This is a genomic window from Pseudomonas sp. Tul2A7 (assembly GCF_054790505.1).
Genome location: NZ_CP186499.1, coordinates 4,224,675 through 4,251,058, shown reverse-complemented (window position 1 = coordinate 4,251,058; position 26,384 = coordinate 4,224,675). Strand labels below are relative to the sequence as shown.

23 protein-coding genes are annotated in these 26,384 nt (G+C 57.4%); 7 read left to right on the top strand and 16 right to left on the bottom strand.

Annotated features, from left to right (window positions below; translation table 11 throughout):
• Positions 1 to 106: 106 nt before the first annotated feature.
• The 3 genes from ACOYXJ_RS19150 (at position 107) to ACOYXJ_RS19140 (ending at position 3,543) form a co-directional block, all read left to right on the top strand.
• Positions 107 to 847 (top strand): winged helix-turn-helix domain-containing protein, encoded by a 741-nt coding sequence (locus tag ACOYXJ_RS19150; protein ID WP_150731707.1) that lies wholly within the window; start codon positions 107 to 109, stop codon positions 845 to 847.
• A 279-nt stretch (positions 848 to 1,126) separates the two neighbouring features.
• Positions 1,127 to 1,759, top strand: coding sequence for a winged helix-turn-helix domain-containing protein (locus ACOYXJ_RS19145; RefSeq protein ID WP_150794835.1), 633 nt, complete (start codon positions 1,127 to 1,129; stop codon positions 1,757 to 1,759).
• A gap of 389 nt (positions 1,760 to 2,148) precedes the next feature.
• A complete protein-coding gene (locus ACOYXJ_RS19140) occupies positions 2,149 to 3,543 on the top strand; it encodes an undecaprenyl-phosphate glucose phosphotransferase (protein ID WP_150694573.1) in 1,395 nt (464 codons plus the stop codon).
• 617 nt (positions 3,544 to 4,160) lie between these two features.
• Here ACOYXJ_RS19140 and ACOYXJ_RS19135 read toward each other — a convergent pair.
• From ACOYXJ_RS19135 to galE, 6 genes are all read right to left on the bottom strand, one after another.
• On the bottom strand, positions 4,161 to 6,239 hold the full coding sequence (locus ACOYXJ_RS19135; RefSeq protein WP_077573807.1) for a YjbH domain-containing protein: 2,079 nt from the start codon (positions 6,237 to 6,239) through the stop codon (positions 4,161 to 4,163).
• On the bottom strand, positions 6,236 to 6,994 hold the full coding sequence (locus ACOYXJ_RS19130) for a capsule biosynthesis GfcC family protein (protein ID WP_460372984.1): 759 nt from the start codon (positions 6,992 to 6,994) through the stop codon (positions 6,236 to 6,238). Before ACOYXJ_RS19130 ends, ACOYXJ_RS19135 begins: the two co-directional genes overlap by 4 nt.
• On the bottom strand, positions 6,994 to 7,659 hold the full coding sequence (locus ACOYXJ_RS19125; protein WP_141127449.1) for a YjbF family lipoprotein: 666 nt from the start codon (positions 7,657 to 7,659) through the stop codon (positions 6,994 to 6,996). Before ACOYXJ_RS19125 ends, ACOYXJ_RS19130 begins: the two co-directional genes overlap by 1 nt.
• 11 nt (positions 7,660 to 7,670) lie before the next feature.
• A complete protein-coding gene (locus tag ACOYXJ_RS19120) occupies positions 7,671 to 8,786 on the bottom strand; it encodes a polysaccharide biosynthesis/export family protein (protein WP_174244467.1) in 1,116 nt (371 codons plus the stop codon).
• Between the two features lie 90 nt (positions 8,787 to 8,876).
• Entirely contained in the window at positions 8,877 to 9,113 is a 237-nt protein-coding gene (locus tag ACOYXJ_RS19115) for a hypothetical protein (protein WP_007910552.1), read from the bottom strand.
• Positions 9,114 to 9,343: 230 nt separating this feature from the next.
• Positions 9,344 to 10,360 carry a UDP-glucose 4-epimerase GalE gene (galE, locus tag ACOYXJ_RS19110; protein ID WP_460370993.1) on the bottom strand — a complete coding sequence of 339 codons (1,017 nt, stop codon included), beginning with the start codon at positions 10,358 to 10,360 and terminating at the stop codon, positions 9,344 to 9,346.
• Positions 10,361 to 10,750: 390 nt separating this feature from the next.
• Between galE and galU the strand changes: the two genes are divergently transcribed.
• A complete protein-coding gene (gene galU, locus ACOYXJ_RS19105; RefSeq protein WP_007910549.1) occupies positions 10,751 to 11,584 on the top strand; it encodes a UTP--glucose-1-phosphate uridylyltransferase GalU in 834 nt (277 codons plus the stop codon).
• A gap of 29 nt (positions 11,585 to 11,613) precedes the next feature.
• Positions 11,614 to 12,018, top strand: a complete 405-nt coding sequence (locus tag ACOYXJ_RS19100; protein WP_150794830.1) for a phosphohexomutase domain-containing protein — start codon at positions 11,614 to 11,616, stop codon at positions 12,016 to 12,018.
• Between the two features lie 142 nt (positions 12,019 to 12,160).
• On the opposite strand, the gene ACOYXJ_RS19095 is transcribed toward ACOYXJ_RS19100, so the two are convergent.
• The 8 genes from ACOYXJ_RS19095 to ACOYXJ_RS19060 form a co-directional block, all read right to left on the bottom strand.
• Positions 12,161 to 13,291, bottom strand: a complete 1,131-nt coding sequence (locus ACOYXJ_RS19095) for an SGNH/GDSL hydrolase family protein (RefSeq protein ID WP_460370990.1) — start codon at positions 13,289 to 13,291, stop codon at positions 12,161 to 12,163.
• Between the two features lie 218 nt (positions 13,292 to 13,509).
• On the bottom strand, positions 13,510 to 14,556 hold the full coding sequence (locus ACOYXJ_RS19090; RefSeq protein ID WP_460370988.1) for an acyltransferase family protein: 1,047 nt from the start codon (positions 14,554 to 14,556) through the stop codon (positions 13,510 to 13,512).
• A gap of 12 nt (positions 14,557 to 14,568) precedes the next feature.
• Positions 14,569 to 15,672, bottom strand: coding sequence for a hypothetical protein (locus ACOYXJ_RS19085; protein ID WP_016986717.1), 1,104 nt, complete (start codon positions 15,670 to 15,672; stop codon positions 14,569 to 14,571).
• Positions 15,663 to 16,895, bottom strand: a complete 1,233-nt coding sequence (locus ACOYXJ_RS19080; RefSeq protein WP_460370986.1) for an MATE family efflux transporter — start codon at positions 16,893 to 16,895, stop codon at positions 15,663 to 15,665. The genes ACOYXJ_RS19085 and ACOYXJ_RS19080 overlap by 10 nt, the downstream gene beginning before the upstream one ends.
• Positions 16,892 to 18,004: a polysaccharide pyruvyl transferase family protein gene (locus tag ACOYXJ_RS19075; RefSeq protein WP_150794827.1), complete on the bottom strand. Its 1,113-nt coding sequence runs from the start codon at positions 18,002 to 18,004 to the stop codon at positions 16,892 to 16,894. The genes ACOYXJ_RS19080 and ACOYXJ_RS19075 overlap by 4 nt, the downstream gene beginning before the upstream one ends.
• Positions 18,005 to 18,019: 15 nt before the next feature.
• On the bottom strand, positions 18,020 to 19,102 hold the full coding sequence (locus tag ACOYXJ_RS19070; RefSeq protein WP_110720569.1) for a glycosyltransferase family 4 protein: 1,083 nt from the start codon (positions 19,100 to 19,102) through the stop codon (positions 18,020 to 18,022).
• A 40-nt stretch (positions 19,103 to 19,142) separates the two neighbouring features.
• A complete protein-coding gene (locus ACOYXJ_RS19065) occupies positions 19,143 to 21,371 on the bottom strand; it encodes a polysaccharide biosynthesis tyrosine autokinase (RefSeq protein ID WP_150794826.1) in 2,229 nt (742 codons plus the stop codon).
• 39 nt (positions 21,372 to 21,410) lie between these two features.
• The gene (locus ACOYXJ_RS19060; RefSeq protein ID WP_460370983.1) at positions 21,411 to 21,851 is read right to left on the bottom strand and encodes a low molecular weight protein-tyrosine-phosphatase; all 441 of its coding nucleotides are present in this window, start codon (positions 21,849 to 21,851) and stop codon (positions 21,411 to 21,413) included.
• Positions 21,852 to 22,144: 293 nt separating this feature from the next.
• Here ACOYXJ_RS19060 and ACOYXJ_RS19055 point away from each other — a divergent pair, with 293 nt between their 5' ends.
• Together ACOYXJ_RS19055 and tal are read left to right on the top strand one after the other, a co-directional pair.
• A complete protein-coding gene (locus tag ACOYXJ_RS19055) occupies positions 22,145 to 23,101 on the top strand; it encodes a glycoside hydrolase family protein (RefSeq protein WP_460370981.1) in 957 nt (318 codons plus the stop codon).
• A gap of 202 nt (positions 23,102 to 23,303) precedes the next feature.
• Positions 23,304 to 24,230 carry a transaldolase gene (tal, locus tag ACOYXJ_RS19050; RefSeq protein WP_102902254.1) on the top strand — a complete coding sequence of 309 codons (927 nt, stop codon included), beginning with the start codon at positions 23,304 to 23,306 and terminating at the stop codon, positions 24,228 to 24,230.
• A gap of 216 nt (positions 24,231 to 24,446) precedes the next feature.
• Here the strand turns inward: tal and rssC are convergent, their stop codons facing one another.
• Positions 24,447 to 24,929, bottom strand: a complete 483-nt coding sequence (gene rssC / locus ACOYXJ_RS19045) for an anti-sigma factor antagonist RssC (protein WP_003226553.1) — start codon at positions 24,927 to 24,929, stop codon at positions 24,447 to 24,449.
• On the bottom strand, positions 24,929 to 26,110 hold the full coding sequence (gene rssB, locus ACOYXJ_RS19040; RefSeq protein WP_460370979.1) for a two-component system response regulator RssB: 1,182 nt from the start codon (positions 26,108 to 26,110) through the stop codon (positions 24,929 to 24,931). The genes rssC and rssB overlap by 1 nt, the downstream gene beginning before the upstream one ends.
• Between the last annotated feature and the right edge of the window lie 274 nt (positions 26,111 to 26,384).

Below are 26,384 nucleotides of genomic sequence, written 5' to 3'. Positions count from 1 at the left end.
ACTCGGGAGACACGTCTAAAATCCGCGCAAATGTTACCAATTGTCAGTCACAGATGAGAACCGGTGCTTTAACATCCCGATGTCAGCACTTAATTCGAGTCAATGCATGATGCTCTCAGGGAACTTAGCGACTAGAAGTCCGCGCCCGACAAACGACGAACCTGGTGTTCTTACTCTGGGTCGTACCCGTGGCGTGGCTGAACATTTCAAAGCGCTAGTCGCCCAGCATTTACGCACTGATGTGGCGCTCGAAGCCGATGCGTACACTAGTTCATATCAGTTGAATGAACAGTCTGGTTCGTATCGAGCGATATTCCTGGTTATCGACAGCCCACAGGCCCTCGAAGACAATCTTGCGCTGGTCGAGAACCTGCGCAGCGACAACTTGAAGCCGATCATTTGCGCGGTCATCACCGGTCGCGGCGCCTTCAACAAGATCAAATATTATCTGGCTGGCGCGGATGTTTGTATCAAGCTCAATACCCTTTCCGACGATAGCGCCGAGTTGCTGGGCGAGTTCTTCAACAGCGAAGAATGGCAACGCGATATCGATCTGACGCTTGATCCGACCCGTATCTGCCTGATGGGCACCAGCAAGAAACTCGATATCTCGTTTGCCGAAATGAAGATCCTCGAAGCCTTCGCGCAAACCAGCAATCACATTCTGAGCCATGATGAAATCGCCAGCATCATGGGTCTCAACACCAATTTCTACGACCCTCGCGCACTGGAAAAATCAATCAGTCGCTTGCGTGGAAAAATCAAGGACATGTATGGTACAAACGCGATTCAGAGCATTCGCGGCTATGGCTATCGCCTGCTGCGGGGTCTGATATCGACTGCCTGACTCTCGGGCAGCCTTCCCTTTTGCATACGTACGAAGGATCGTCTGATGCAACCATATAGCTCCCGTTCTGCTTCACGCCTGTTTGAAATCAAGCAATTGAATGAGCGCGACAACACGACCCATAACAATAAAACTCCATAACATAGCAGCAGATCGAGTGGAATTTATCGAGGGCCAATCTTGGGCCCAGACCCTGCCTATCGATTACTTCCGAGGAAGTCATTGCTCGCCTGCCGATTTTTCTTTTAGCCAATTTTGGTGTGTATTTAGGAGAGAGACATGGAAACTAGTACAACCCTCCCAAGGAAATATTTTGTTGTCGTGACTCACAGTACAACGTCGCAACGCGAACTGGAGAGCATGCTGTCCAGTGAACGTTTCAATTCGTTTGAAGGGGTTGATTCGCCCTCTTCCGCTCCAATGGTGATGGAGTTCACATATCCAGGCATCAGTCGCAAAAACGCCCCGCGCAGTATTGAACACGATACTCAGCGGATATTGGCCACACTTGAGTCCGAATGGCGCGCAGCACAATCGGTCAATCCTTTCCAGAATGTCCCGGCGATAAGCGCGGAAACCCGCAATATGCCGCCCGCCATTGAAGGTGATATGCCCGGCAATGAAACCTGGCATCTCAACCCTGATCAGGGTGCACTGGTCAAAGAAGGTGTTGAAATCAGCCTGACTGGCCTGGAAACAGCATTGGTCAGGAAAATGCTCAGCCATGAAGAGCGTGTTGTCAGTCGTGACGAGCTGATTCTCAGCATCGGTCGAGAACCGGAACAATATCGCGGCCTGGAAATGTGCCTGAGTCGTCTGCAAGACAAATTCAAAAGCGCCAGTAATGGTGAGCGACTGTTTCGTGCCGTCAGAAATCGCGGTTATTGCCTGATTCAGGAAGTCGTCGCGTAACCACGAAAATCTCCACGAACAGAACAAACAGAAAAAGTGCGATTACAAAAACAACAAGAGCACTCTGTTTGGCTAGATTTTCCTCCCTGAATTAAACATTCCCTGCCTCCACCCTCCAACAGTAACAAATACAACATACTTTATTCACCCCTCGCTCTACGACCTTTTCTAACACCCTTCTATTTAATTATTAAAAAGTTGGCACTGTGCCATCTTGTTAGAACTCGTCAGACACCATTCCAGCCAATAACTTAGTCTATTGACTGACGACAGTTCGGCATATCGATGTTGTTACCTCAGGACACTCGTTAAAACAAAAACAATAAGTCTGCATAACAACTCGGATTTCAACTGTTGAAACCTGAATGGACGTCTTTTGGGGATACCGTATGGATCTTTCTTTAAGTATCAATCGAAGCACAGGCCTCAAGGGACTGACCTTTTGGGGCCAATGGGCGCTGGCACAGGGCTTTGTGGTGACGCTGCTGTTCATACTCGCCGAGCAACACACCGGGACGGTCGCGTTCTACTACCGGATGTGTGCAACGCTGGCAGTACTGGCGTCGGTGCCGGCTTATACGTTTAGCGGTGTGTATCGCAAGCGTGACAATTACCTGACCGGTCTCGGTCGACTGTTCATGGGTTGGTCGATGACCATGGCGGCGTTGGCGTGTATCGCTTTTGTCTGCCAGGCCGATGAACTGTTTTCGCGGCAGGTGATTCTGAGCTGGGCGGTGTATGGCTTCCTCGGTCAGGCGTTTCTGTACGCTCCGCTGCATGCGTTTTCCAAGTACTACCAACGGTCGCGTAAAAGCGAGCACAAGACGCTGATCGTCGGCACCGGCGAACTGGCCTTGGGTCTGGCGAAGAAGCTCAGCCAACTGGAAAACCTGCCATTGGTAGGTTTGGTCAGCAATGGCGATGTGTCTGCGCTGGGTCCGGATGCACCGCGCGTGGTCGGCGATCAGGAACAGTTGCTGAAGCTGATCGAGGCGCATGACATCCGTCGTTTGTACATCACCCTGCCGTTGTGTGAAGCAGCGAAAATCGAAGCGATTTATGGTGACTTGCTAGGGGCCAACGTTGATGTGGTGTGGGTGCCGGATCTGAACAGTCTGACCCTGCTCAATCACTCGGTGAAGGTTGTGGACGGCCTGCCGGCGATCTACTTGAACGAGAGCCCGCTGACCAGCCGCCCTACCGCTGCTTTGAGCAAGAGTCTGGTCGAGAAAACCGTGGCGTTTCTGGCGATCATCGCGCTGAGTCCGATCCTGCTGATCATTGCGTTGGCGGTGAAGATCAACTCGCCCGGCCCGGTGTTCTTCAAGCAGGATCGCCATGGCTGGAACGGCAAGGTGATCAAGGTCTGGAAGTTCCGCTCGATGCGTGTTCACGATGACCGTGAGGTGAAGCAGGCCAGCCGTAATGACTCGCGCATTACCGCAGTCGGCCGCTTTATCCGCCGCACTTCGCTCGATGAATTGCCGCAACTGTTCAACGTGTTGCAGGGGCATATGGCTCTGGTCGGCCCACGCCCGCACGCCGTCGCGCACAACAACTACTACTCGGGGAAAATCCTCGCGTACATGGCGCGTCACCGGATTAAACCGGGGATCACCGGGTTGGCCCAGATCAGCGGCTGCCGCGGTGAGACAGACACCATCGACAAGATGCAGAAGCGTGTGGAGATTGACCTGCAGTACATCAACAGCTGGTCGTTGTGGCTGGATCTGAAGATCCTGGTGAAGACGCCGTTTACGTTGCTGTCGAAGGATATTTACTGAGGTTTAAAGCTGCATACCGCAAGGGGACGAAAGTCCCCTTTTTTGTGGGTGGGATTTGGGAGTGGAGCTGGATTGCGGGTGAATGCAAAAACTGTGGGAGCGAGCCTGCTCGCGAAAGCGGTGGGTCAGGCAATGATGATGCTGACTGTGCTGACGCCTTCGCGAGCAGGCTCGCTCCCACAGGGATTCGGGAATGGTTCGGGATTTGTGGCGTGATGAATATCCAGTGTGGGAGCGAGCTTGCTCGCGAAAGCGGTGGGCCAGGCAATGATGATGCTGACTGTGCTGACGCCTTCGCGAGCAGGCTCACTCCTACAGGGGATTTGTGCTTGGCTCGGGATTTGGGGTGTGACAAATAACCAATGTGGGAGTGAGCCTGCTCGCGATGGCGGTGGGTCAGGCAACAGGGATGTCGACTGAACGGACGCTATCGCGAGCAGGCGAAGGCCTACAGGGGATTTGTGGTTGGCTTGGGATCTGTGATGTGACAAATAACCAATGTGGGAGCGAGCCTGTTCGCGAAAGCGGTGGGTCAGGCAACGAGGATGCTGACTGTGCTGACGCCTTCGCGAGCAGGCTCGCTCCCACAGGTTTTCGGGTGTTCGGGAGATCCGCGCTTACTCCGTGATCTTCTCGAAATTACGATAAAACATGTCCCCTTCCCGGCTATCGGTCATCGAGTGCAGCTGATAGCTGCGGCTGAGTCGCGCACCACCGTCACGGGTCAGTGGGGCCCAGACCAGGTTGGCGCGGCGCATGGTCGACATGCTCATCATTTCGTCGAACGGGATCGACAGGTAGATGCCTTTGTCGAAACTACCTTCGCCGTACTCCGCGCTACCCGCCGTGGTGATCGTCGCCCACGCACCAAATCGCACACCATTGAAAAACTCGCGCGAGATGTCCAGCGTGCCGCCCCAGTCACCGGCCAGATAACGCCCGACGCTCACCGCCGCCAACGTATCGAACGGCAGATCGGTATACGCCGTGACATGCCCGGTCACCACCGAGTAATCACGCAGGGCAAAACCCTGATCGAAATCGCGCTGACGCACCCAGTTCAGATCCGCGCCCACCGACCAGCGCTCACCGGTCGGGCGGAATAACACTTCACCGCCGACACCGGCAAACATCGATTCCAGATAACCGCCATAGACCATGCCGTACCAGTCTTTATCCAACTGCTCGGCATGGCTGACCTGGAACAACGGCATGGTGGTGTTGGACGTGGTCAGGTACTGACGCAAATCCGTGCGCACACGCGGCAAACCGCTCGGCGCATCGTAGGTGAACTTGTCGAAGTTGTTGGCCAGGTTGGCGCTGAGCAACCCGCTCCACCAGGTGTTGCGGTTGAAGCGGTATTCGGCGTCGGCATCAGCACTCAATTGATAGAGCAAGCCATCCGGGCCGCCGACGTTCTGCTTGAAGCCCAGCCCCACGCCATAACTGAAATGCTGCGGTGCTTCGGTGTAGAGGGTCTTCTCGTTATGCGGCATCGCCGGGTTGATCTCGGTGGTGCGGTGCAACGATTCAAGTGGCTCTTCGTTGTTGATCACTTCGCGGAAGGTCTGGCGCGGCAAACTGGTTTCTTCCAACGGCAAGTCGTAGCGCTTGTTGACCACGGTGAACCAGTCGATGTCGTCGTTGACGCTGTTGTCGAGAATCCGGCTCGCCCGGCCCACAGCCTTGGACGAATGGAAGTAGCGCTGCTGCTCGCCATACACGATCAGCTCGGAATCACGCTGGGTGATGCGCTCGACCTTGTAGCCGGCATTCTGCTGCAAACGCTGCGAGACGTTGGCCCAGTTGACCTGATCCATCGCTGTGTTCGGGGCCTTCGCCGGCAGCGGTTCCGGGGTCGGATCGTAAGTCTTCGCCGGTGCCTTGCGGCTGACGAAATTGGTGTGAAAGGTCACGCCGAACATCGCCGTATTACCGCGCTCCCACGCCGCGCTGACATCGACCGAATCGGTCACCTTGAACACCGCGCCAAGGTTGATCGGCGAGTCCTGCTTGATCTCGTTGTCCTTCGGCTCATGCTTGTAGTCATTGCCTTCAAATTCGAGTTTCAGACTGAGGCGATCCCACGGCGTCTGGTAACTCACGCCACCGAAGAACGACGGCCGGCCACGGAAGTACGAACCCGAGTTGACGTCACCGGTGCCTTCAAGAGCCGGCCGGGTATCGAAGCGATCGCTGACGTAGCCCAACGGGTTGTCGATATCGCCGCGATTACCGAGATAACCCCAGGCAATCCCGGCGCTGAAATCGAAGTTGTCGTAGCGTTTGTTGGCGACGAAAAATTCACTGGAGAACAAACCCGTACCACCGATATCTCGGAAGCCCAGCGCCACGTCGGGCAACCAGTGACTTTCCTGCCACAGCCGGACTTTGACGTCGACCGCCTTGTCCTTATAGCTTTGACTACCGCTGAGGGCCTCCGAGCCGTACGGCCGGTTGGTGATCGCGGTGTAGCGAAACGAGCCTTCGAGCCAGTCCAGCGGCTGCAACGACACGCTGTAGCGGCTGTACGGATCGGTGCGGTTGGCGTTGACGCTCAACTCGCCGGCCGGCGCCATGCGCGCGGTCGGCGTCTGCAACAGACCGGTGCCACCGAAGTCATTCTGGGTAATACGCGGCTCGGCATGAGCCAGACCGCAGGGCAATAACAACACAGCTGCAAAACGTAACTTCAACGAACCACCTCGGCCAGCTGCGTGGCAATGAATTCGGCCAACTGCTGATTCAGTTCAGGTAGAGGCGGATCAAGATCATCATTTTTCACCGGCACCAGAATCTTGCTGCCGGCCACGGGAAAGTGTCCGGACTCGCGATTCCAATGGGCGATGCCGACACGTTGCGAAGCGCCATTGGGCTGGATCAGCCACAGGAAATCGGCTTCGGCATCGGCCAGAATCGAACAGCCTTGCAGGTATTCACGGGCCTCTTGCAACGGCTGATACGGCAGGTGGCACGGCTCAGCGACGGCACCGAGTACTTGCACTTCGTCGACGCGCTTCGGATAGACCAGACGATCGCCGTCATCGAGGCGAATGTTGCGCGCGAAGCCAACCTCCAACGCGACCGGATCGAGATCGGCGATCTGCCTTCCCGTCACCGGCATCTGCCGCACTTCTTCGGCAATGCGCTGCGCCAGTGCCGCACGATTCGGCAGATCGAACAGCATCGACATGCGTTGCAGCACATCCAGATCAAACAGCACACCGACCTTCAGCCGTGTCTGCTCTTCAATCAGCGACTGCCGCAGCAATCCGCCCGCCAGCCAATAGCCTTCGGCATTCGGCACGGCTTCGCCGATCACATCGAGCAAGCGCCCGCCGGGTGGCAGCGGGACTGGCCCGGGATTGGCAACATCACCCGACACCGTGACGGCCGCCTGACCCACACTCGCGACCAGCATCAGGCTCGCCGACAACATTTTCAGACGCATCACGGCAGGTGCCTGCGATCAGGGGTCAGTTGCACAACCTTGACGCGCAACTGCGACGTCAGTTGCTGCTCACTCTGCAAAATGAAACCGTCACGCGGGTCGACCCAGTAACGATTGGTCGCGCTCAGGCCAATGGCCGGGGCGTCAATGTGTTCATCGACACGCAGCACGGTGTATTCCTTGTCGAGAATCTTCAGGGTCTGTTCGGAGCGACGCGAGAAGCGACTGTTGACGATCACGCCGACTTCCTGACCCTTGTAGAGGTCGATCCAGCGCCGCGTGGTGAAACCGTCCGCGACGTGATGCAGGCCTTGCTTGAACGGCGAGTCATCGGCCAACCGCGTGCCATCCAGATCGCCTTCCAGACCCAGGCCAATGGTGCGCACGGCGAGGCCATTGCGCAGCAACAGAACCTGTTTGCCCGAGGCGACCCAGAACTGCAGGTCTTCACGCTCGCGCACCAGCGCCAGCACCCCGGAGCCGGACGGCGTGGTCAATTTCAGCTGCGGGTAATTGACCCCGGCCACTTCGGCCGCCGACACGTCGACTTCATCCGGGCCGACGACTGCCGCTTTAAGGTTATTCAACGAAGCGCTCATCAGCGGGTTACAGCCGCACAGCAACGAGGCCGCCATCAGGCAGAGGCCAACTTTCAAAATATTCAAAGTCGGCGACCTTATTTGCTGTTGTTACTGTATTCGCTCCAGTTCTTCGCAGCGGAAGCGCCAGTGCCGACAATCGATGCCGATGGCACCAACTGGCTGATCAAGCGGTTCCAGCGAGTCACGTTGGCAGGCCCGACGTACACGACGTCCTGCGGGCGGACTTCGAAGTGCGAAGCGAGCGCCATGGCGGTCGGCGATTCGGCCTCCAGCTGGTAGATCTTGGCCGGTTCGACATCGAGGTTTTCCACACCACGAATGACATAGACCGCGTTGCCATTGGAGGTGGTCTGGGCCAGGCCACCAACCGATCCGAGCACGTCGGTGAGGTTCATCGTCGCGGTCTTGAAACTCAGTGCACGCGGTTGGTTGACCTCGCCCATCACGTAGATGCGCTTGTTGTCGTTGTACGGCAGATACAGCTGATCACCACCCTTGAGGTAGACATTCTGCAACTCGGAATCCTGCTGATTGAGCGAGTCGAGATTCAGCGGATAAGTGCGACCCTTGCGCGTCAGCAACAGTCCGGACAAATCGGCGTTGTTGGTATCGATACCGGCCGAACCAAGGGCTTCGACCACGCTCAGCGGATTGGTGGAAATCGCTTGCGGGCCGGCCTTGGTTACCGCGCCGGTGACCACGACTTTCTGGCTGGCGAAACGCAACACCGCGACATCCACCTGCGGCTCGGCGATGAACGCCGAGAGCCGTTGTTCAATGTCCGAGCGCAGTTGCTGGATAGTCCGGCCGGTGGCCTGGACTTCCTTGATGAACGGGTAGTAGAGCGTGCCATCGGAGCGCACCAGTCGGCCGTTGGCATCGATCTGTTGTTGCGCGCCGGACGGGGCCGTCAGCTCAGGGTGATCCCACACCGTGATGTACAGAACATCGTTGTTGCCGATGCGGTATTCGGCCGGGGTCGCCAACAGCTCCGGCGGCAGCGACTCACGCTTTTGCGTGGCGCGGTTCATGGCGATCAGCTTGGGCGTGATCGGAATCAGCTCGACCCGGCTGCTTTCGCTGGCACCCTGGCGGGTGATGTCACTGGTGCTGAGGTATTGACCGGGGGAAAACATGCAACCTTGCAAAGCGAGACTTGCCAACATTAAAAGATAAACACTACGAGTCATAATGGCACTACGCTATTCAAGGGCGAATCCAAAAACAAAGTCACCCGACTTGCGTCGGGCGACCCTGTACTGCACTAACAGAACTTCCTGTTAGTTATGCGTGCCGGTTGTACCGGTGGTACCCGTCGTACCGGTGGTACCGCCGTTGGCACTGCCACCGCTGTTAGACGCCGCTACAGCACTGGCAACCATTGCAGTACTGGCTGCGGGCGCTTGAGAAGCCGCCACGTTGCCACCTACATTGGTTACCGCTGTCAGCGGTGCTTCAGCGGCGGCAGCCCAGTTGCTCAACATCGTCAACAGGGCAACTGCCATCACTTTTTTCATATCAACTCCTTTCTAACATTCGACCTGTTATAAAACTGGCCTGAGTTAGCGGTGGTGAGTTCAAGTCCGCAAAAAGCGCGAACAAGATCCGTCGTTCTTTCACAGTCTTACCCAACTGATAAAAGTCGAACGGCAGGTTTATATCTACGGACTTGCAAAAGGCATTGCCAGTGTAATTTCCCGACGTTATCTAACAACCTGACTGAAAATAACATTGGACTAAATGGCCATCATCGCGAGTAGCCTTGGGGATGATTCGATTGCCAGCGCCAAGTGTCAGTGACCATATCCTGCAAGTTGCGCGTGGCTTTCCAGCCAAGTTCCTTCGCAGCCTTGGAGGCGTCGGCCCAGCTCTCGGCGATATCCCCGGAGCGACGCGGCATCATGCGATACGGCACCGGTTGCCCGCAGGCCTGCTCGAAGGCGTGGAGCACTTGCAGCACGCTGTAACCATCGCCGGTGCCGAGGTTCCAGGTATGAATGCCGCTACGCCCGGAGATCGACTGCAAGGCCTTCAAATGCCCGTCCGCCAGATCGACGACGTGGATGTAATCGCGCACGCCGGTGCCGTCGACCGTCGGGTAATCGTTACCGAAGATCGACAACTCCTGAAGGCTGCCGACCGCGACCTGGCTGATGTAAGGCACCAGATTATTCGGGATGCCGTTGGGGTCTTCGCCCATATCGCCGCTGTGGTGAGCGCCGATCGGGTTGAAGTAGCGCAGCAAGGCGATGCTCCAGCGCGGCTCGGCCTGACTCAGGTCGCGCAGGACATTCTCGACGATCAGCTTGGACTGGCCGTAGGGATTGGTCGGGTTGCCAGTGGGGAAGTCCTCGCGGATCGGCATCTGCTCAGGCTCGCCGTACACCGTGGCCGACGAACTGAACACCAGGCGGAACACCCCCGCCGCCGCCATTGCCTGGCACAGATTGATGCTGCCGCTGACGTTGGTTTCGTAGTACTCGAGCGGCTTGCGCACGCTCTCGCCGACCGCCTTCAGGCCGGCAAAATGCAGCACCGCTTCGATATTGTGTTCGCGGAAAATCCGGTCGAGCAATGCCCGGTCACAGACATCGCCGCGGATCATCCAGGCACTCTTGCCGCAAATGCCTTCAACGGCGTGCAACGCGGCTTCGCTGCTGTTGCAAAGATTATCCAGTACAACAACTTCATAACCTGCTTCAAGCAATGCAAGTGTGGTATGCGAGCCGATATAGCCGGCACCACCCGTTACCAGAATCTTCATAGTGCTATCCGTCTTTGGATGAGTGACAAGTAGCGTGTCAAGCCTGATTTATTGAAGATGTGTCACAATCCACACAAACAGGCGACAACAACCGAAAACAAAACTAGTTCAATGACTGGCAATAAATATTTTTGCAGGTCACACTGTATTGCTTGGTACTTATTAGCACTCCCTGTGCACTCATCACTATCAACAGATACCGACTAAAAATAACCAATAACGCACTTACCGACATCTCATAACATTGTCGTGTTTTACCGCCACTGGCATTTGCCATTAATAACCTGACTCAGGTATTAAAGTAAGCCTTCAATCCAACATTGAACTTGTACGCCCTTTATTAGTGCGCGCATCTGTCGCCTGTGTTCCATGACTGTCCAGGATACTTTTATGATTCGTAAATGTTTGTTCCCCGCTGCCGGCTATGGCACGCGCTTCTTGCCGGCCACCAAAGCCATGCCGAAAGAGATGCTGCCGATCGTCAACAAGCCGTTGATCGAGTACGCCGTTGAAGAAGCGCGGGACGCCGGTCTGCAACACATGGCCATCGTCACCGGTCGCGGCAAGCGTGCGCTGGAAGACCATTTCGACATCAGCTACGAACTCGAACACCAGATCCGTGGTACCGAGAAAGAGAAATTCCTCGCCGGCACCCGCGAGCTGATCGACACCTGCACCTTCTCCTACACCCGTCAGGTGGAAATGAAAGGCCTGGGCCACGCAATTCTCAGCGGTCGCCCACTGATCGGCGATGAGCCGTTCGCCGTGGTACTGGCCGATGACCTGTGCCTGAACCTCGAAGGTGACGGCGTGCTCACCCAGATGATTGAGCTGTACAAGAAATTCCGCTGCTCGATCGTCGCCATCCAGGAAGTCCCGGCCGACCAGACTCACAAGTACGGCGTCATCGCCGGCGAACTGATGTCCGACGGCATCTACCGCGTCAACAACATGGTGGAAAAACCGGCCCCGCAAGATGCGCCGTCGAACCTCGCGATCATTGGCCGCTACATCCTCACCCCGGACATCTTCGACCTGATCGCCGACACCCAACCGGGCAAGGGCGGCGAGATCCAGATCACCGACGCGCTGATGAAACAGGCGCAGAACGGTTGCGTGCTGGCCTACAAATTCAAAGGTCTGCGCTTTGACTGCGGTGACGCCGAGGGTTACTTGCAGGCGACCAATTTCTGCTACGAAAACGTTTACCTCAAGGGCCGCTGAGACGGCTCCCTTCACCCAACGAGGCCACCATGAACATTGCACAACATTCCGTAGAGATTGAACGCGAGGTGGGTAACCTCGGGGTGATGAGCTGGCTGTCCCGCCATCAACCGTTGCCCAGCGCCAACGAGTCCTGGCTGGGCACGATTCTGCTGGTGGAGCGCATTGGCGTGTTTCCGGCATCCGGTGATATCCGCCGGCCGCTGCGCGATCCGTATCCGCTGCTTGCGCATCTGAAAAAGCTGTATGGCGCGCAGGCATTGGAGATGGATGACCAGGATGGCCTGAAAGTGATCTTCAGCGACTGGCGCTTTCGTGTGAGGATTTGCTGTAACGACCCGGCGATCATCATCAACATTGAGACGCGCTGCGATACGCGATTGATGCCGCAGAAGATTGCGGAATTGCTCGAGCAAGTCGACGCCTTCGAATAACGCCCCTCACCTGATCGTTCCCACGCTCCGCGTGGGAATGCATCCAGTGACGCTCTGCGTCACCCAGCGAAGGGACGCGGAGCGTCCCGGGCGGCGTTCCCACGCGGAGCGTGGGAACGATCACCGCTCTGGGGTTTGCGTGTTATTTAGGGGCGGCGTCGCAACGATCCTTGGCGCCGGTGATCCAGCCATAGAAGTAGTCAGCAATCACCTTCCCGCCTGTGGCCGGTACCGGATGAATCTTGTCCGGGCCGATCATCGCGGCCGCGTAGCGTTTGACGTCCGGCCCGAACGCACACTGAAGATTGGCATACCCCAGATGCTGCTCACGCGCCCAAGGCTCCAGCACCTGTGCATACGCCGACATCGGATACGCACTGGAGCGCGTGGTGTCCTGGCGCATGATCAGGTTGATGCTCGCCTGCGGCTGAATCTCGCGCAGCATGCCCACCAGCCCCTGCACGTTCTGCAGATACTGCGCAGGCTTGACGCCGAAACCCTGATCGTTGCCACCGAGCATGATCAGATAAACATCAGCAGGAATCTTCGACACCGCAGCTTTCCACTGCACTTGCCATTGCGGGTCCTTGTGATAGAAGTCCGCAGAGGCCGCACCGGAGGCCGCCAGTTTCGAGACCCGCACGCCGTTCTGATCGTTGCTCATCCACAGACCAAACAACGTCGGCGCGCCCTTCACAACTTCCAGTTTGAAGGACCAGTCTTTCGCTGCCGAGAGGCCTGTCAGCGGTACTTCCTGAACGCCCGAACCTTCAAGCTTCAACGGCTGCCAATCTTCTGAAGGTGACCAGCGATAACGGATCTCAGAGGATTCACCAGTACCGAGGTAAAGCAGTTTCGCCTGAGTGACAGCGGTATCGATGCGCGGCGTCGGACTCGCATCGACTTGCAACCATGCACCGGGCCGGCCTGTCACCGTGCGGCTGTCCGGACTCGCCTGGCCCAGGTCTGAAACCTTCCAGTCGCCGCCAAAGTACTTGTCACTGCTGCGGGTGTATTTGAAATGCGTGCCGCCCAACGCGGCACCGTGGTTGAAACCGACGTAACCCGGCCCGGCAAACCCCACCTCCCCGGCCACGCGCTGCACCAGTTTGTTCAGATAGAAATCCTGCCCGGCGCTGTAGCTGTCGCCGATCACCGAGACCGACAAGACCTTGCCGGCCTTGCCTTCACGCCACTGCGCAAAACGCTCGCGGGCATCACCTACCTGAACCACCGACGCTGCCACGGGTTGCGCATCATCTACTGCGAACATGCAAAATTTCCTTCAATCTGAAATGCCCCACTGAATAACGGGATGTACACAGATCAACTGTAGGAGTGAGCCTGCTCGCGATAGCGGTCTATCCAATACAAATGCATTGACTGACACAACGCTATCGCGAGCAGGCTCACTCCTACATTTATCACGGTCATCCGCTAAATCTGTGTACACCAAGAAAACCTGTGGGAGCGAGCTTGCTCGCGAAGCTCTTAGCTGTTCTGTGGTTGCACCACCGGAGTGATGGGCGCCGCCGGTTTCTTCTTCGCCACCCGCTCCCCAAGAAACAACACAGAGGTGAAATTGAACCGGCTGAAAATCATCGACAACACCACCGGCCCGAGCAAGCCACAACTCAAGCCACCGAGCACGAGCAAGCTCTCATCCTTCACCCCCAACCGCCCCAACACAAACCGCGACGTCGCCGCGAACAGCACATGGAACAGGAAAATCGCATAGGAATACCCGCCCAGCCACGTCAGCGCCTTCGAGCGCATATCACTCGACAGCAGCGCGATGCAAGACACGCAACCGACGGTCAAACCGATCAGACTACGACGATCAACAATCAACTCACGATCAATCGCCGCGACGTACAGCAACGTCAACGAGATCAACACAAACACCAGCGGCCCGATCACCTTGAAGCGCTGCTTCAACGCGTCGACATTCTCCTGGCCAATCATCCCCGCCACGAAAAACGGCAACAGGTAAATCGCGCCGTTAATCCCGAACGCATCGAACTTGAACGGCGGCAACAGAAACAACACAGCCGCAAACGCAAACAGCCCATACAGGCGCGTCGCTGAACGCAACATCCCGCGCCACTCCAGCAGCCCGACGAACATGAAAATGATGAACACCGCCTGCAGGAACCAGAAGTGGTTGATCGGCACCCAGAACGACAGCAACGCGTCGATCACGCCGACATCCTTGTTCACCCCCGGCCCCACCGCTTGCAACACCGAGAACGGTACACCGACGCAAAACAGCGGCACGATCAAGCGGCGCACCTTGCCGCTGAAGAACGCGGAAAAGTCGTTGCCACGAATCTTGTAGATCGAATAGATGTACCCGGAAATGAAGGTGAACAGCGGCATGCGCACGTACACCATCGAATCGGCGATCACCCGGAACGGCGAGCCGATATCGATCTTCAACCCGCCACCCAGCGGGCCGATGACGTGATAGAGCACCAGCAACAGGCACGCCAGGCCGCGCAGGGTTTCAATCTCCAGGGACTTTTTCTTGCTCGACATAAAGCACCTGCCTCAATTCAGAATTCTTGATTCAACCTGCACCGGTTTGTTTGCCCGCAGCATCAAGCCCAGGCCAACGAACAACACCGGCACCACCATCGAGAAGTGCCGGGCGAAGGAGCCGAAGTCCGGCTCGAACAGACCTTGCACCAGCAGAAACGCCAGCGGGATCGCGATCAGTTCCTTGGGTTTGGTCTGGATCGGCGCGCCTTTGTAATCGGTCGACGTGATGACTTTGAACAACAGCAATGCGGTCATGATCATCAATGCGACGAAGATCACCTGACCCGGCCCGGACAGCAGAATCAGCTCCACCGGGAACGACAAGCGGAAGAAGATGATCATCGAGTCCAGCGCTTGCGAAACGAAGTCGCTGCCGCTGAGCCACGACACGATCAACGATTTCGAGCCCTCCTCGCCCGCCGTGCGCAGTTCGTTGTTACTGGCGCGAATCGATGACACCGGAAAACCCAGGGCGAGCTGGATCGACATCGCCACTGCCAGATAAAACAGGAACAGCATCAGGAAGAAGGTCGTGCGCGACACGTACTTTTTCATCACGCAGACGCCGACCCACGACAGCGAAAACAGAATCCAGTAGGGCCGGATGAGCACGCCGTAGATCACTGCCGAGAGAAAAAACCCGCCGCGATATTTGCGCGTCAGCGAGCTGAGCAGAATGCTCAATACCGCCACCGACACGATGATTTCCTTGGTCAGGTTCTCCAGGAAAAACGAGCGCACGATGCCCCACAGGCACAGGGTGCCGAAGATCGCCAACGGCATGCGCCGGAACACCACCACCGGAATCGCCGTGAGGAAAAAATTGCAGAACATGCCGTAGGCCCAGGCATTGGTCAGGTTGATCCCGGTGGGCCGCAGCAGGAACGCCGAACACTCGTAGGACGAGCGATCGGGCGAGAACGGATTCCAGAAGTTGCAGTTGTCGGCACGGGCGTAGGACGACCACAAGGTCATCGCATCGGGGCCCGGATCACGGGGAATCAGCAGCGGCATCGCCACCGAGAGAAATAGCCCGGTGAACAGGATCAGGAACGAGACATACGAATCGAGTCTCTTGCCACGAAACTCGATGCACGGCAGTTTCAGGCCCATGACACGGCAGCCTTCTTCGCACCGGTCACGCGGGTCAGTACGGCGATTACACCGAGCTGCACGATGATCGCGAAGACATTGCCCCACGCCGCGCCGTAGATCGAATAGTGTTTGATCAACACATAGCTGACCGGCACTGAAACCAGCAGACAGATCGCCGCGCTGGCGAGCGATACGCGACTGTTTTTCGAGGCAATCAAACCGCCCCAGACAATGTCGCCAATCGCGCGCAAAGCGAAGGAAAAAATCAGCACGCCGAGGATCGCATTGTCCGGACGCGGCACGCTGGTGGCGACGTAATCGAGCACCACGTTGAAAAACACATAGATCGCCACCGCCACCGCAGCCGACACGACTAGCGAGCGCATGACCCACTTGTTGATGAACAGTTGCTTGACCGTGAATGCCTGCTGATCAGCCTGAAAACGCTTGGCCAACACCGGAATCCCGACCACCGCCACCACCGCGTACGACAAGGCTTGCAAGGTGTTGGCCGCCGACCACGCGTACACATATTTACCGAGGCTGGCGTAGGGTTCCAGGTCGATGATCAGAAAGCGCTCGGCGTACTGACTCAGCGCAATCAGCCCGGTGCCGAGGTAGAACGGCAATCCGGCCTTCCACACCGTGGCCGTGGCCAACGTGCCGGCGACTCGTCCCTTGTGCACGTTCACCACAATCAAGTAGCCGGCGACGATCACCAGCACGTTGGCGGCGACCCACAGCCACAACACACTGGCGATTCCCGACACCCAGCCGAGCATCATCCCGCCCACTGCCAACACCGCCCACAGGCCGGTCTTGATGAAGAACAGCAATGCGCCCGCCGTGGCTTTCTGCGCGGAAAACACGAACGAGTTGATCTCGAACGACAGGTGTTCGGTGAGTAACACCAGCGTCACGCAAAGGATCAGCGCGGCGCTCGCTTCAACTGTCTGGAACAGTGAATAAATCAGCACCGTCACCACCGACAGCACCAGCCCCACCGCCAGATACAGCAGCAAAACCTTGTCGACCACGCGGCGCGAACTGCCGCCGACGCTGATCAAGCGATTGATCTCGGAACTGAAACCGACGCTGTAGAACTTCGACGCAATCAGCGATGCTGCGACCACCACGCCGTAAAACCCCAGCGCCTCATACCCGAGGTAATGGGTGATCGCCAACACCAGCAAAAACTTCGCGCCTAACGCTCCGCCGCGAAGCAGCAGCCGAAATATCATCGAACGACACCCTTGATAATGTCGTCCATGGCCACGGTCTTCGCCTCGATTTCACGGCAGGTGTCGGTCAGGCGTTTGCCGAAATTCGCCAGCGCATTCGGCGCGTAAACCGTGTCGATGATGGTGTCGACATTGATGTCGCCGCCGTTGATCACCCAGTCTTCCACACCCATGTCCTGATAGGCGCCAAAGCCCTTGCGTTCATAGCTGATGTGGTACGCCGGCACGCCGGAGAGCAGCGATTCGATAGCGCCGTGCAGGCGCACGGAAATCACCAGGTCCGGTTGGTATTTGGCAATCGTCGCCTTCAGCGACAACAGGTCTTCGGTGATGCCCAGCTCTCGATAGAAAGCGCCGTCATCGTTGCCACGCACCGCGCTCTGTACGGCGCAAACCACTTTGCTTTTGTTCTTCAGGCGCTGCAGCAGCACTTTCAGATTGGCCACGTAAGCGACTTTCTTCTCCTTGCTCCACTCCGGCGGCTTGCGCAGTACCACGCACACCGTGGCTGGCGATGACGCGCAGCGGGTGAACTTCGCTTGCTGGAGGATTTTGCTCGCCAGCGACTGCACCGCCAGATCCGGCGCGCGGTAGACGTTGGCGCAGGCATCGAAAATCGCCGAGGAGCGATTGTCGCGCACGAACACCGCATCGGCGCTGGCGTAGTGCTCGACGATCTTGCTGCTCTCGCCGTGGAACGGACCGATGCTTTGCGGCAGGTACACCGACGGTACTTTGCTGAGAATCGCGGTTTCCAGTTGTTTGGCGTGGCCGAGTTTCAGCTTGATGTGTTCGAAGGCGCTTTTCGAGCGCATGTAGCCGCCGCCGACACCGACGATCAGGTCGGTTTTCTTCAGCAGATCCGCCAGCCCGGCGTAGGACTGATTGAGAAACACCGCTTGTTTGACCCGGCCCAAACCCTTGGCCGCCATCACCGGTGCGTCAAAACGCGGGTGCGGCAGATAGCTGAAAGAATCCGGATCGGAAGCGACGACACTGATCGCCGTGTCTTCGCCAAAGTTGCGCTGCACCAGGGCAATGGCCAGATCGACGAGCAAGCCGTCACCGGAGTTGGAGGCACTGTAGCCATGCAAAATCGTTACGTTCATATGCTTGAGTTCTACTTAAAAAGTGGGAGCGCGGTACAAGTCGTAGGTCTGGCGAATCATCAACGCGGCGCTGAAACGCTCGCGGACGATGCTCCGACCTTCGTTGCCGAGGTCGAGCAGGCGTGGTTTCTGGATGATGGTCAGCACATCCGCCAGCGCCTGGTGATCACCGGACGGGAACACATAACCGGAGACCTCATTGGTGACCAGTTCCGGCAGCGACGTGCAATTGCTGGCGATCACCGGCAAGCCCATGGCCATGCCTTCCAGCGGCACCATGGCGAAACCTTCCCAGCGACTCGGCACAATCAACGCATCGGCTTTCTGGTAAAGGGCCTGCACTTCGCTCGGCGTGACCCATGGCAGGTATTCAACAGAGTCCATCGGTGGGCACTCCACCGAGTCCTCGTTCACCGCGCTGCCGACCACAGTCAGTTTCAAGTCTTTGCGCTGCACGTTGGCGAAGGCCTTGAGCAGCACGTCGAAGCCTTTCTGATAATCGAGGCGACCGACGAAGAGCAGATGAATCGGCTCGGGACTCGCCGCTTTCGGCGCGTCATCCTTGCGGTGAATGCCGTTGTAGATCAGCTTCATGCGCTTGCGCTCGATGCCGAAACGCGCGGCTTTATCGAGTTCGTACTGGCTGACGCAAATGATCACGTCAGTGACTTTCTGCAATACTCGCTCGATCCACGCATAGACTTTCTGCTTGGTCGGCGAGCTTTCCATCAAGAACGAAAACGCGTGTGGGCAGTAGACGATTTTCGGCTTGCGCCACGGTCGCAACAGCACACACACGCACCGGCCGATGACTCCGGAAAAGGTGCTGTGCAAATGCACCACATCGGGTTTTTCCTTGAGCATCACCTGGGTCAGGCGCCAGGCGAAACGCAGCAACGACGGCACATTGCGCCCGGTACGCGGGAAGGTGCGGATCTGTTGCGCGCCGATGCCGTGCAACTCTTTGGCCTGATCCTCCGGGACCAGATACACCAGCTCGTAGTTCGCCGCATCGCCTTCGGGCGAAGCCGAAATCGTCCGGATCACCGTCGCGACGCCACCTTTGATCGTCTCTGCCACGTGCAGTATTTTCTTCACAAATCACCCACTTCAAACAGGAAAAAACAGTCGCTGACAGTCAGGATTTGTCGGACGCGTATTCGTAGTTGTAATAACCGTTGCCGCCGTTGCCGTAGTAACTGGCCGCACGCTTCTCGACGCCATTGAACACCGCGCCTTTCAACTCGATGCCGTTCTGTGCGAAGCGGCGGATGGTCAGTTCGATCTCTTTCGCCGGGTTCACCCCGAAGCGCGTGACGATCAGGCTGATCCCGGCTTCACGGCCGACAATCGCGGCATCGGTGACCGCCAGTAGCGGCGGCGTATCGATGATCACCAGGTCGTAGCGCTCGCTGAGTTCCGCCAGCAATTCGCGGAAGTTGGCGTGCATCAGCAGTTCGGAAGGATTCGGCGGCACCTGACCACGACTGATGAAGTGCAGGTTGTCGACTTCGATTTTGTTGATCGCCTGATCGATGCTGCAGCGCTTGACCAGCAGGTCGGACAAGCCGTTGGTGATCGGCGTGTTGAGGGTTTTGTGCAGGTGACCTTTGCGCATGTCGGCATCGATCAGCACCACGCGCTGGCCGCTCAGGGCCATGACGGCGGCAAGGTTGGACGAGACGAAGGTCTTGCCCACTTGCGGGCTCGGCCCGGAAATCATGATGCGATTGTTGGTCGAATCGAGCCCGGCGAAGTGCAGGCAGGTGCGCAGGCTGCGGATCGATTCGATCGACAGATCCGTCGGATTGCGCAGAGCCAACAGGTACGCCGGTTTGTCGACACCGTCGCGGGCGCGGCCTTTTTTGTTGTCTTCTTCATCCTGCAAGGCGCTGTACGGAATCGACGCGTACACCGGCAAACCGAGTTGTTCGATGGCTTCCGGGCCTTCCAGACCACGGCTCAGGGATTTGCGCAGCAGCACCAGCGCCACGCCGACAAAAGCGCCGAGGAAGGTGGCAATCAGCACAATCAGGGCTTTTTTCGGTTTGACCGGGCTGGTCAGGTCGACATCCGCCGCATCGACCAGACGCACGTTACCCACGGCGCCGGCGCGGACGATGTCCAGCTCCTGGGATTTGTTCAGCAACTGCGTGTAGATCTGCGAGGCCACTTCGACATCGCGGGTCAGGTTGAGCAACTCTTGTTGTGTGGCGGGCAGATCGCCGACTTTGCCTTCCAGCGATTTCTGTTGCTGGGTCAGTTCGCCAATCTGGCTCATCAACGCGCGATAGGCCGGGTGCTGTTTGGTGAATTTGCGGTCCATCTCCGCTTGCTGCATTTTCAGCTCGGAAATCCGCGTTTCCAGCGCCACCGACTGACCGAGCACCGACTGGGTTTCCAGCGAGATGTTCACGGTCTTGCCGTGGGTCTGATAGGCGTTCAACGCATCGCTGGCCTTGGCCAGATCACGCTTGACCTGCGGCAACTGGCTTTGCAGGAAAGCCAGACTTTGCGCCGCTTCCGCCGAGGTGCGGCGCACGTTCTGATCGACGTACAGCGCGGCAATCTTGTTGAGAATCTTCACCGCTTCAGCGGCGTCGCTGCTGGCCAGCGCCAGTTTGATAATCCCCGATTCCTTGCCCTGCTCGGAGATATCCAGTGCGTCCTGATAACCCTGAATGGTCACGATTCGCGGGTTGCGCACCACTTCGAAACGCGTACCGGGGTTGGCCAGCAACTGGCTGATCTGCCCTTCTACACCGTCCTGCGCGAACGCTTCACCGGCGGTGCCTTCGACCAGCAGGTTGTCGTTGTCATCGAGCAACTGGAAGTGCTTCTGTTCGCCGGCGATCAGGGTGAGCTTCTTGCCCAACAGCTCTTTAGGCAGATTGAGCCGGGCAAACTCCAGACGTTCACCGCCCCAGGCGTAACTGTTCAGGCCGAAACGCGGTGCGGCGACGCTGGTCTCGGTCTCGCCGCGATAACGCCGGGCGAGAAAGCCGCCGATCATCGGGAAGGTATTGGGGGTGACATCGATGTCCAGGCGCAGGTCGTCGACGGTTTTGCCGATCACTGCGCGGGATTTGATGATGCCGATTTCGGTCACCGACGGCGATTGCCCGCCGAGCATGCTGTTGAGGTCGGAGAAGCCGAGCATGTCGTTCTTTTTTGGCTCGACCTGCACCAGCGCATTCGCCAGGTACACGGGCGTGGCCAACACTGCGTAGGCCACACCGGTAACCATGAAGGCGCCGGTGAGCGCGCCGATCAACCATTTCTGGTCGATCAAACTGCCGAATATGCCGAGAAGATCAATACTGTCTTGATCATTGTCGCGGGTGCCGATGACGGACGGTAACTGCATAAGTCTGTTCTTACCATTCATTGATCTGAAGAATATTCATCAACGCGCGAGGCGTTGTGCCCATGAGCTAACAGCATCTTCAATCAATGCATGGGCATGAATAAAAGCGGCCTTGCCTTGACGATACGGATCTTGTATTTCGCGCTCGCTCTGCCATTTGCCGAGCAGAAATACTTTGCCCCTCGCATGAGAGGCAATCTTCAATACTTGATTAACATGCTGTTTTTCCATCACCAGAATCAGGTCTGATTCATTGACGATGTCCGCGGTCAGTTGCCGTGCGATGAAGCCTTCGGCGTTATGGCCATGGTCTTCGAGCACTTGCCGGGCGGACGCTTCGACGCCCTCGCCAACCCGTGCCGACAGGCCTGCGGAGGAGACGGTGATCGCTGAGTGGGCCAGCGCGTTACGCAGCATCAGTTCTGCCGTCGGACTACGGCATATATTGCCCACGCAAACGACAAGGATCTTTCTGAACAAGGTTTTACTTTCCTGTGTAATGTCAAACGGCCAACATCCCGAGAGCAATTTAATGAACCCTCAGATCTTTCTTCACTCGGAAATAGATTCGCCCTGTTAGTACCGAAGCATTAAGTACCACAGCGTTTAAAAGCCCCCCAACCACAATTAGCGGACTAAAAATAACTGTGATTTTCGCGTGATTGTTTTCCGACAAAAAATAACATTCGCGCACTTAGTGCCATCACCTCACTCGAAAATTGAGCAACGAGATCATTTATTCGCAGTTGTCACTTCTCTTCGGGAGAGCAGACATGAAAACAACACATCTCAAAAAACTCGGCGCGTTGGCACTGATGGTGGCCGGGGCTACAACTCAGGCTCACGCCAGCGAACTGTTTCCCAACCTTCCGGCGAAGAACATCGGCGTACAAGTGAAGATCCAGAACTTCACGGCCGCCGACGCCGCGCAGATCAAATCGGCAGGCTTCGGTTTTGTCCGCTTCGGTGTGTGGAGCGACAGCCTGACCGCCAAGGCTTATCAGAAACAGGTCAGCGACGCCTTTGCGGCGGCGCAATCTGCGGGCCTGCCGGTGTTGCTGACGGTCCGCGCGATCAAGGCGTTGCCCGCCACATCGAGCGCCGAGCTGACCACTGCCGGTGAAGGTTTCGCCAAAGCTGTGACCGGGCTGCAACAGTCGTACAGCGCGCAACTGGTGGCGATCGAGTTATGGAATGAACCGGACCTGGAAACCTACTGGCCGACGCGCAATTTCGACACCACGTTTGTGCCGTTCATGAGCGGCGTGTGCAAGGGGCTGCAAGAACAGCCGCTGTCGACGCCAGTGGTCGGTTACGGTTTCGCCCGCCCACCTAGCGCAGGTTCTGCTTCAACGGTGGCATTGAGCCGCATCGTCAACGAATACCCCAAATGCCTGAGCGCCGTGTCCTATCACCCCTATGGCATGACGGCTACGCAGATCAGCAACGCGCAGAACTTCATTCAGCAGAACTTTCATGTGCCCGGAATCATCAGTGAGTGGGGTATCTCGGCACTGGCCTCCAACGGCGGTGCAGAGGGCCAAGCGAGCAAGATCAACGCGTTTATTGGCGATGTTAAAAAACTCAACATCCCGCTGACGTCCATTTATGAATGGAAGAACAGTGATTCGGGCAGCAACGATCGCGAGAAGAACTTCGGCCTGCTGACCTCTGACGGTCAGCCGAAACCGGCACGTATGTCCGTTGAAGCCCTGTTGAACGCCCAGTAGCGCATGCACAACCGGCCTGTACGCAGGTCGGTTACTTTGAACCTGTTGGCCGTTTTGGCATCGTATTCATCGATAACCCGCCCCACCTTTCAAACAATCGTTTTCAGGTTGTTGCCGCAGGGGCCATCGATACACGTACCCGCCCTTGAGTGGCTGTCAGCGCTCGGGTAATGTCATCAGACCCATAGGACAGAGCACGCCCATGACTTCCAAGCTGGAACAACTCAAACAATTCACCACCGTAGTTGCCGACACCGGCGACTTCGAAGCGATCTCCCGGGTCAAACCGGTCGACGCCACCACCAACCCTTCCCTGCTGCTCAAAGCCGCGGCCATTCCGGCCTACGCCGAGCTGCTGAACGCCTGCGTCAGCGACTGCAAGGGCGATGTCGGCCTGGCCAGCGACCGTTTCGGCGTTGCGGTGGGTCAGGAAATTCTCAAAGTCATCCCGGGCCGTATCTCCACCGAAGTGGATGCACGCCTGTCGTTCGACAAGGACGCCGTGCTGAAACGCGCGCATCGCTTGATCGAGCTGTACGACAAGGCCGGCATTGGCCGTGATCGCGTACTGATCAAGATCGCCTCGACCTGGGAAGGCATCCGCGCCGCCGAAGTGCTGGAGAAGGAAGGCATCCAGACCAACCTGACCCTGCTGTTCTCTTTCGCTCAGGCCGCCGCTTGCGCCGATGCTGGCGTGTTCCTGATTTCGCCATTCGTGGGCCGCATCTACGACTGGTACAAGAAGGCCAACGGCAACGACTACACCGGCGCTGATGATCCGGGCGTACAGTCGGTTACCCGTATCTACAACTACTACAAGTCCAACGACTACAAAACCGTGGTCATGGGCGCGAGCTTCCGCAACCTCAACCAGATCGAGCAACTGGCCGGCTGCGACCGCCTGACCATCAGCCCGGACCTGATCGATAAGCTGGCAGCCGACACCGGCAAGCTGGAGCGCAAACTGGCCCCGGGCAACGCCGGTGAAGCCCGTCTGAGCCTCAACGAAGCGCAATTCCGCTGGTTGTCCAACGAAGACGCGATGGCCACCGAGAAACTGGCTGAGGGCATTCGTCAGTTTGCTCGCGACCAGGAGAAGCTTGAGGCGCTGCTGCAGGCCAAGCTGTGATTTGATTTTCTGAAATGCAAAAAGGGCGAACCTTCACAGGTTCGCCCTTTTTTGTGTTTGCTGGAGATGTTCAGTGTACTTGCGGGCGCTATCGCGAGCAGGCTCACTCCCACAAGGGATCTGTGGTCTGATCGCGATTGTGTGTCGAATGAAGAACCCTGTAGGAGTGAGCCTGCTCGCGATGAGGCCAGCAGGGCCTACCCTCAATTCAGCGAATCAATGCCGCTCGAGAGCATTCACCAGATCGTGGAACGCTTCACGATTGGAATCGTTCAGGCCCATGAGGATCTTGTGCGCTTCGAGCACCTTGATCCGCACCACTTCTTCCGACTGGTCCTGATCCGGCAGGTCGTCCAGGCACTCCGGGCATGGCACCGGGTGGTTGACGATGTTGAAGACCTGCTCGAAACCCATCGATTGCAGCAGACGGGTGATGTCTTCGTGGGTGGTGACGACAGTCGGCAGCAGGCCGACCTTCTGCCGCGACAGGATCGACAGTTTGGCCAGCAGGCCCAACGTCGTGCTGTCGATGCTGCGGGTTTCGGTCAAATCGATCACGATCGCGTTGAAATTCAGCGCGGTGAAGATTTTCTCAATAGTCGCATCCAACGCCGAACACAGGGTCAGGCGAACTTCACCGACGAATTTCAGGACGAAGGTGCCGTCCTGCTCGGCGAACTGGATTCTACCGGTACTCATTAAAGATTCCTGCTCAACACCAACAGGGCGATATCATCCGGCATCTCCCCTAGCGTGGCCAATCCAAACACTTGCCGCAGACCATCCAGGCTGCCGCCCGCCGACTTCACCCGTTGAGGCAAAGCGGCTTCTTTTTCCTTGAGCGTAGGTTCTGGCAAAAGATCCAGAATGCCATCGGACATCAGCGTCAGGCTGAACGTCGGCGGCAGCTCAAGCACGTGATCTTCGTAGGTGGCTTCATTGAAGAGGCCCACCGGCAGACCACGCCCTTCGAGATAACGAACACTGTCAGGCGTGTACAACACAGGCAACGGCAGATGGCCGCCGATGCTATAGGTCAACAAACCGGTCTCCTCGTCGATGACTCCACCGACCATTGTGACGTGTTTACCCAGCTTACAACTGATCAGCCCCCGGTTGATATGACCAAGGACTTCCGAAGGCTTGAATTCCGGCAAAGTGCCGTTGCGCTTGGATTCGAACAACAGGCGCGTGGTCATGAACTTCAGCAGCACGGTGACGAATGCTGAAGAGGCGCCATGACCGGATACATCCGCCAGATAGAAAGCAACCCGGCGCTCGTCGACACGGAAATAGTCGACAAAATCCCCCGACAGGTACAACGACGGGATGATCTGGTGCGCGAACTTGAATTCGTCGATGCTCCACGGGCTTTCCGGCAGCATGTTCATCTGCACTTGGCGACCGGCGTTCTGGTCTTCCTGGAGCAGGTTCAGGCTGGCCTCAAGCTCGCGGTTGGCCTTTTCCAGCTTCTCGCGGTAGCGCTGGTTTTCCACCAGCAGGCGCGCACGATCCAAGGCCCGGCACACAGAATGCTCGAGCACCGCCAGATCTTCGAGAGGCTTGATCAGGTAGTCCGCCGCGCCCAGGCGTAGGGCCTCGACCGCGTCGTTCATCACGCCGGCACCCGACACCACGATCACTGGCGTTTGCGGCGATCGCTCGGTGACCTGACGGATCAGTTCGAGACCGCCCATCTGCGGCATGCGCAGATCGCAGATGACCAGGTCGGGCGTGTCTTGCTCGAATACCTGAAGACCCTGTTGGCCGTTGCTGGCCTGCAGGACGCTGAAACCACTGTCTTCCAAATAGGCCGCGAGGCTCGCGCGCACTACTTCGTCATCATCGATTATCAGCAGCGTGGCACTGGTTTTTGGCATGTGGGCAAACGGCGCCAGAATTAGGTTGGCGTAGTTGGCGGGGCATTTGGCCCTGCGCAGACTACTGGATTCGCTTTCTAGCCTCTCTACTGCACCGCTTTCGAGCATTGGCTGCAAACGCGGTTACACCAGAGGTGCCCTTCTAAGGCGCAGACGGTACTCCCATCCGCAGAGCGTTTCAAGCATGCGCCGATGGTCGCTTGACGACTTTACTTGTCAAATCACCGAGAGTTATAAGAACAGCTCAAACCGTAACCCAATGGAAGGACGAACC

Bases quoted from the DNA above. Each gene is read 5' to 3' on its own strand.
- ACOYXJ_RS19055 (WP_460370981.1), top strand. From the start codon at position 22,145: ATGAAAACAACACATCTCAAAAAACTCGGCGCGTTGGCACTGATGGTG.
- ACOYXJ_RS19080 (WP_460370986.1), bottom strand. From the start codon at position 16,895: ATGATATTTCGGCTGCTGCTTCGCGGCGGAGCGTTAGGCGCGAAGTTT.
- ACOYXJ_RS19140 (WP_150694573.1), top strand. From the start codon at position 2,149: ATGGATCTTTCTTTAAGTATCAATCGAAGCACAGGCCTCAAGGGACTG.
- ACOYXJ_RS19085 (WP_016986717.1), bottom strand. From the start codon at position 15,672: ATGGGCCTGAAACTGCCGTGCATCGAGTTTCGTGGCAAGAGACTCGAT.
- ACOYXJ_RS19130 (WP_460372984.1), bottom strand. From the start codon at position 6,994: ATGCGTCTGAAAATGTTGTCGGCGAGCCTGATGCTGGTCGCGAGTGTG.
- ACOYXJ_RS19100 (WP_150794830.1), top strand. From the start codon at position 11,614: ATGAACATTGCACAACATTCCGTAGAGATTGAACGCGAGGTGGGTAAC.
- ACOYXJ_RS19065 (WP_150794826.1), bottom strand. From the start codon at position 21,371: ATGCAGTTACCGTCCGTCATCGGCACCCGCGACAATGATCAAGACAGT.
- ACOYXJ_RS19115 (WP_007910552.1), bottom strand. From the start codon at position 9,113: ATGAAAAAAGTGATGGCAGTTGCCCTGTTGACGATGTTGAGCAACTGG.
- ACOYXJ_RS19075 (WP_150794827.1), bottom strand. From the start codon at position 18,004: ATGAACGTAACGATTTTGCATGGCTACAGTGCCTCCAACTCCGGTGAC.
- ACOYXJ_RS19145 (WP_150794835.1), top strand. From the start codon at position 1,127: ATGGAAACTAGTACAACCCTCCCAAGGAAATATTTTGTTGTCGTGACT.
- ACOYXJ_RS19095 (WP_460370990.1), bottom strand. From the start codon at position 13,291: ATGTTCGCAGTAGATGATGCGCAACCCGTGGCAGCGTCGGTGGTTCAG.
- ACOYXJ_RS19150 (WP_150731707.1), top strand. From the start codon at position 107: ATGATGCTCTCAGGGAACTTAGCGACTAGAAGTCCGCGCCCGACAAAC.
- rssB (WP_460370979.1), bottom strand. From the start codon at position 26,110: ATGCCAAAAACCAGTGCCACGCTGCTGATAATCGATGATGACGAAGTA.
- rssC (WP_003226553.1), bottom strand. From the start codon at position 24,929: ATGAGTACCGGTAGAATCCAGTTCGCCGAGCAGGACGGCACCTTCGTC.
- galE (WP_460370993.1), bottom strand. From the start codon at position 10,360: ATGAAGATTCTGGTAACGGGTGGTGCCGGCTATATCGGCTCGCATACC.
- tal (WP_102902254.1), top strand. From the start codon at position 23,304: ATGACTTCCAAGCTGGAACAACTCAAACAATTCACCACCGTAGTTGCC.
- galU (WP_007910549.1), top strand. From the start codon at position 10,751: ATGATTCGTAAATGTTTGTTCCCCGCTGCCGGCTATGGCACGCGCTTC.
- ACOYXJ_RS19090 (WP_460370988.1), bottom strand. From the start codon at position 14,556: ATGTCGAGCAAGAAAAAGTCCCTGGAGATTGAAACCCTGCGCGGCCTG.
- ACOYXJ_RS19120 (WP_174244467.1), bottom strand. From the start codon at position 8,786: ATGACTCGTAGTGTTTATCTTTTAATGTTGGCAAGTCTCGCTTTGCAA.